General features: G+C 54.3%; 4 protein-coding genes. All 4 read left to right on the forward strand.

The window, feature by feature from the left end:
• The first annotated feature begins 316 nt into the window (after window positions 1–316).
• The gene (locus CWI75_RS18100; protein WP_101522938.1) at window positions 317–538 is read left to right on the forward strand and encodes an acyl-CoA carboxylase biotin carboxyl carrier protein subunit; all 222 of its coding nucleotides are present in this window, start codon (window positions 317–319) and stop codon (window positions 536–538) included.
• Between the two features lie 114 nt (window positions 539–652).
• A complete protein-coding gene (locus CWI75_RS18105; protein WP_101522939.1) occupies window positions 653–2,104 on the forward strand; it encodes an ATP-binding protein in 1,452 nt (483 codons plus the stop codon).
• A 118-nt stretch (window positions 2,105–2,222) separates the two neighbouring features.
• Window positions 2,223–3,965, forward strand: coding sequence for a SulP family inorganic anion transporter (locus tag CWI75_RS18110; protein WP_146003631.1), 1,743 nt, complete (start codon window positions 2,223–2,225; stop codon window positions 3,963–3,965).
• A 269-nt stretch (window positions 3,966–4,234) separates the two neighbouring features.
• Window positions 4,235–6,037 (forward strand): CoA transferase (locus CWI75_RS18115; RefSeq protein ID WP_146003632.1); only part of this gene is annotated, 1,803 nt, incomplete at its 3' end.

A 6,037-nucleotide genomic window follows, 5' to 3' on the forward strand; every position in this document is an offset into this window, starting at 1 on the left:
AACCCGCGCGCCCATGCTGGGCGAACACAGTGAAGAGGTGTTGATCGAGTTGGCCGGCCTGTCGAAAGCCGAAGTAGCGGCCCTGGTCGAATGGGGTGTAGTGAGATAAGCGGTACGAGAATGGCTGGGCTACGAGACGTCCCTGCGCTGAATTGGTCGGTCCCAAATTCAATCCCCCTCAGTTACGCAAACGTTTCCTTGTTTTTGCTGTTTTTTTGCGCTAAGCTTGGTGACCTAAAACTAAAGAAGCAGTAGAGACCCTCGACTTCCTGGTACGACGGGCTTTTGCATACTGAGATAAGGAGCGCGCTGAACAATGTCCGAGCAGAGCATTACGTCCGAGGTCACCGGCACGGTTTGGAAAATCGAAAAGTCAGAGGGAGACTCGGTTGAAGCGGAGGATGTCATTATGATTCTCGAGTCGATGAAGATGGAGATCCCCGTCGAAGCGCCTTGTGCAGGCAGGATTATCAAGATTTTGGTGTCGGAGCAGGACGTTGTCGAGGAGGAGCAGGTTATTGTGGTCATCATGCCCTAGGCTCGGAACTCACTGCGTTCTGCTCCTTACGCGGTCTTGATGCCGGAAGGGCTGAGATGCGCCAAATAGTCACCGGGTACCGTTCACAGGCCCCGTTAGCAAGAAGAGGTAATAATGAGTATTCAAAAACTGTTGGTTGCCAATCGTGGAGAGATAGCGATTCGGGTGATGCGCGCAGCGCATGATGCCGGCATCATCTCTGTTGCCGTTTCCGCCGAAGACGAAGATCGTGCGCTCCATGTACGTCATGCGGACGAGCACAGGGCATTGGCCGGCAAAGGCGCGCGCGCGTATCTGGACGCTGATGCCATGGTCAGGGCTGCCCTCGATGCCGGCGCGGACGCGGTCCATCCGGGCTATGGGTTCCTCAGTGAAAATGCCAGCTTTGCACGCAAGTGCCAAGAGGCTGGATTGACGTTTGTGGGTCCCCGGCCCGAAATTCTTGAATACTTTGGTGACAAGGTCACGGCTCGGAGAATCGCAGCGAATGCCGGGGTGGCGGTCCTGTCAGGTACCGAAGGCAATGCTGACGTAAATTCCGCTCGCGCGTTTCTGGCCTCTTTGCCTGCGGGTAGCCAGATGATAATCAAGGCTGTTGCTGGCGGTGGCGGCCGTGGGGTACGCGTTGTTGACGCAGGTATGGACCTTGAAGATGCCATGGCTCGTGCCGCCGCTGAGGCACGAGCAGCTTTTGGCGACGGCGCTCTTTATATCGAGCGGTACTTACCGAACGCCCGCCATATCGAAGTGCAGGTCGTAGGGGATGGTAGTGGCAGGATTGCTCACCTTGGTGAGCGCGACTGCAGCATTCAGCGGCGCTATCAGAAGATCATCGAGATTGCCCCATCGCCGTTGTTGGCAGATAGTACCCGGAGGCAGATCCTCGACGCTGCAATTCGAGTTGCGGAGTCAGTGAAGTACGACAGTATCGGCACACTTGAGTTTCTGGTGTCTGCTGACGGCCAGGAGTTTGCTTTCATAGAGGCAAACGCACGTTTACAGGTTGAGCATACAATTACTGAGGAGGTTATGGGTGTTGACCTGGTGCGCATACAGTTAGAGCTTGCGCAGGGCGCATCGATTGAGTCGCTGGCCATACCTGACGAAGCAACCGCAAAGGGTTTTGCAATTCAACTGCGAATCAACACCGAACGTATGAAGGCAGATGGAAGGACGTTGCCGGCGGGCGGAGAGCTCAAGGCCTTCGACCTTCCAGGCGGCCCGGGCGTTCGTGTTGATACGCTGGCATTTAATGGCTTTCGATCCTCTCCCGGCTTCGATTCACTATTGGCAAAGCTCGTTGTTCACTCACCATCGGCGAATTTCTCTGACTGTATAAAGAAAGCGCTTCGATCGCTCAGTGAGTTTCAGATTGACGGGATTGAGACCAACCGTGAGTTCCTGGCCAACATCATGCGTCATCCCGATTTTGCAAGTGGCAACATACATACGCGGTTTGTCGACGAGCATCTGGCAGTACTTGCGGATATTATCCAAAAGATGCCAAAACGTTACGTTGAACCGGTATCGGAACGGCGGATAGTCGCGCAAGGACTGCAGGCGTAACGCTCGCGAAATCGTCGTCAGCCGGATTATTGTCTTGTGGGTGAAAAACGGTTGGCATAGGCCTGTTGATCAGAAGATCAAATAGGTAATCCGAGGTTCAATTTTTTGAGGTGCTGCCTTGTTTGAGCGCTATTTACCGTTTCTGGTATGGTGGCGGCGGATGGACTCGACGACGGTGAAGGCTGACCTCAGTGCCGGTATCACGGGCGCCGTTATTGTTATTCCTCAAGCCATTGCATTTGCCACCATTGCCGGGCTGCCACTCGAATATGGTTTTTATTCTGCTCTCATTGTACCGATAATTGCTGCCCTGTTTGGCTCTTCCTGGCATATGGTTACAGGCCCGACTACGGCGATTTCGGTTCTTGTTTTTTCTACAATTTCGGTTCGGTACGCACCCGGCAGTGCTGAATTTATCCAATGCGCAATAACACTAACGCTTCTCACCGGTATGTTTCAACTTATATTCGGTGCGCTACGTCTGGGTGCGCTCACCCGTTTGGTATCTCCGTCTGTGATGACGGGTTTCACAGCTGGGGCTGCGATTACCATTGCGCTATCGCAGATTGGGCCTGCTCTTGGTGTCGAACTGGCAGTAACGGGAAACCTGGGTAGCTTTTCCGGTCAACTGCAGCAAACTATGTCCGAGATTAATCCTTTTTCATGTCTGCTATTTTTGGTCGCCTTCCTGACGACATTGTTCCTCCACTATTTCAAGCCAGGGTGGCCTGTCTACCTTATCGCTCTGGTGCTTGCGACCGTTATCGCTCATGCTATGAATGCGCAGGCATTCGGCGTTGTTTTTATCTCTCCCATAACATCTGTGATACCGCCTGTTTCCGTCCCATTTCTTTCGTCCGGAGTTATTCGTGATCTTGCCCAAGGGGCTTTGGCGATCGCGTTGGTTGGCTTGTTGGAAGCGGTAACCATCGCCCGGTCGATCGCCATGCGTTCCGGTCAACTGATTAACGTCAACCAGGAATTTATTGGCCAGGGTCTAGCCAATACCATTGGTGGCTTTTTCTCAGCTTATGCCTCTTCGGGCTCGTTCACCCGATCCGGTGTTAACTACGACGCCGGGGCAAGGTCGCCGCTGGCGGCAATAATTTCATCGTTATCACTCCTGCTGATTCTACTCTTCGGATACGAAATGATCTCGTATATCCCACGCCCCGCCATTGCCGGGGTAATACTGATGGTTGCCTTTCGCCTCATAGATCTTAGAGAATTGCGCCGGGTTTTTGTAACAAGTAGTACCGCCTCTGCAGTCGTACTATTACCGTTCGTATCCACAATTTTCGTGGGACTTGATTTTGCGATCTACGCCGGAGTCCTACTGTCCATAGGTCTTTTTTTAAGGCAGTCATCGCTTCCTTATATTGCCAAACTCGCACCGGACCCTGAAACCGAGCCCAGAACCTTCAGGAATGCATTGTCTTACCAACTCAATGAGTGCCCACAGCTCGCTATTGTAAGAATTGACGGACAGTTGTTTTTTGGTGCGACGCAATCTCTGAACGAGCAGCTTAGAGATCTTGAAGAGCTCTTTCCCCAGCAAAAGTTCCTACTTCTTCTTTTGAAAGGGGTGAGCCAGATTGATTTTCCAGGTGCCGATTTAATTATCAGGGAAGCTATTCGGCGCCGTAGTGAACACGGTGCGCTGTACTTAACCGCACGTCGAAGACAAATTAGTACCTCGCTGGACGACTATGCTGTGATAAAAGCTGTTGGCGAGGAAAATATTTTTCCCGGAAAAGACGCAGCGATACAGGGAATCGCTCCGCTACTGGATAGATCTGTTTGTCAGACCTGCCTGAAGCGGGTTTTTAGAGAGTGCAAAGACCAGCCCGGCCCGGGGTAATGGCCGACAGTAGAGGATACATGCGCGCGTTCCTGAACCATTGGTACAGTTTGCGCGACTTTCTTTGCGCGACTGAAAATCGCTCTTTTTTAAACCGATTCTTCGAATTAGCTATTTGTTCTAATTTACGCAAACGTTTCCTTGATAGCGCAATTAATTTGCGTTACGCTTCTTTCAGTACTAAAAGCGGGAGAGAATCATGAGCCCAATAATAAAGCGATACCTACTCCCCAGATGCTTCGAAAGCCCGCTCGCCAAAGGATAATTGTATGAGTGCTTCCAACGCATCCGCCCTCGCGGGCGTGCGTGTTCTCGACTTGACCGATGCCTCAGGCGTTTTTTCGACACGTCTGCTGGCAGATCTCGGCGCCGACGTTGTACGTATCGAACCGCCGGATGGTGGGTCTCTCCGTAGTCACGGCCCCGGCCTCAACGGCATGCAGGACGCTGAGTGCGGCTATTACCATCTTTTTCATAATATGAATAAACGCTCCGTTGTCGCCGATTTCGATGATGCGGATGCTCTCGCCAGGGTGAAAGCCCTGGTGCGGACGGCTGACATTCTCGTTGAATCCGGCGCGCCCGGGCGGCTTGCAGCGTACGCTCTCGATTACGAATCTGTTCGGCAGATCAACCCCGGTCTGACTTATGTCTCCATCTCGCCCTTTGGCCAGGATGGTCCGTGGTCGAACCGTTCAGGCAACGACCTTATTGCAGCGGCGTCGGGCGGGATACTCGGTATCAGTGGGTCGCTTGATGAACCGCCCATGCAAGGCAATGCCGATCCATCTTACAAGATGGCGAGCCTGGCAGCGGCTACCGGAGCGCTCCTGTCCTGGCACGGTGTTTGTCGGGGCGCACCGGGCGTCCACGTTGACATTTCGGTGCAGGAGGCGACTGTGATGATGGGGGTCCAGTCGTTAAACCCCTGCATCTATACGATTGAGGGCCGTATTCAGCGACGGCAAGGTCTTTTTGGTCCGATTCATCGCTGTGCAGACGGTAAATACGTTACGGCACGTGCAACACCCCAGTCGTTAGCGAGGCTTCAGGCGGTGGCAGAGATGCGTGGAATCGTTGCGGAGGAAGGGGCGGGTATTCCTGGTGCAGGAATCATGAAACAGCTGGCGGCCAATATGACCGCGGAAGAGGTTATGGCCCTGGTTGAGGAATTTGAGCTAATCGGGTTGCCCGTTTGCCGGTTCGAGGATATCTACGGACATCCGCACTTTCAGGCGATCGATCAATTTTCGACAGTCAAGCACAAGGGCCTGGGTATGGACCTCACGAGCGTCCGCAGTCCGGTTGCCGGGATGGCGGCGGACGTTCCAGCCTGTGCGGCACCCATGCTGGGAGAACATACCGAGGCGGTCTTCGCAGAAGCCCGTGCAGAGCCTGAGAGGCCAGATAGTGCAGGGGCAGCGGTAGATGTCGCCAGGCCGCTTGCGGGGGTTCGCGTACTGGATTTCTCGTGGGTACTTGCGGGGCCGCTGGGGACGCGAATCCTTGCCAACTTCGGTGCCGAGATCATCCGCATCGAGTCATCGGTGCGCCTGGACATGATGAGGATGGAAGGCGATACGCCGAACATCGCCCCGGTCTTTAATGATGCCAACCTTGGAAAACGTTCGCTTACCCTGGACATGTCGCAACAGGGTTCCGCCGCGCTGGTCAGGAAGATGGTTGAGCAGGCGGATGTGGTAACCGAAAATTTCAGGACGGGTGTTCTGGATCGCATGGGGCTCGGCTACGACGAGCTCAAGAAGATCAAGCCCGGGATCATTGTCATGCATCTGCCTGGTTGCGGGGTCACTGGTCCCTGGGCAAAGCGCGGTACCTTCGGCGGTGTGCTGATGGCCGCAGCGGGGGTGAACGAAATCTCCGGGTTCAAAGGCAGCCCGCCCTATGGTATTGCATGCGCTTACCCCGATTTCACCTCGCCCTACCTGCTCTGCCTGCAGATCTTGGCGGCGTTGCGCGAGCGCGAGCTAACTGGGCTCGGGCAAGAGATTGTGCTCAACCAGCTGTCCGCCACGGTGTCGCTGATGGGGGCAGAATGGGTGCGCTGGGGT

Source organism: Kineobactrum sediminis (assembly GCF_002868715.1).
GTDB lineage: Bacteria > Pseudomonadota > Gammaproteobacteria > Pseudomonadales > Halieaceae > Kineobactrum > Kineobactrum sediminis.

Bases quoted from the DNA above. Each gene is read 5' to 3' on its own strand.
- CWI75_RS18105 (WP_101522939.1), top strand. From the start codon at position 653: ATGAGTATTCAAAAACTGTTGGTTGCCAATCGTGGAGAGATAGCGATT.
- CWI75_RS18100 (WP_101522938.1), top strand. From the start codon at position 317: ATGTCCGAGCAGAGCATTACGTCCGAGGTCACCGGCACGGTTTGGAAA.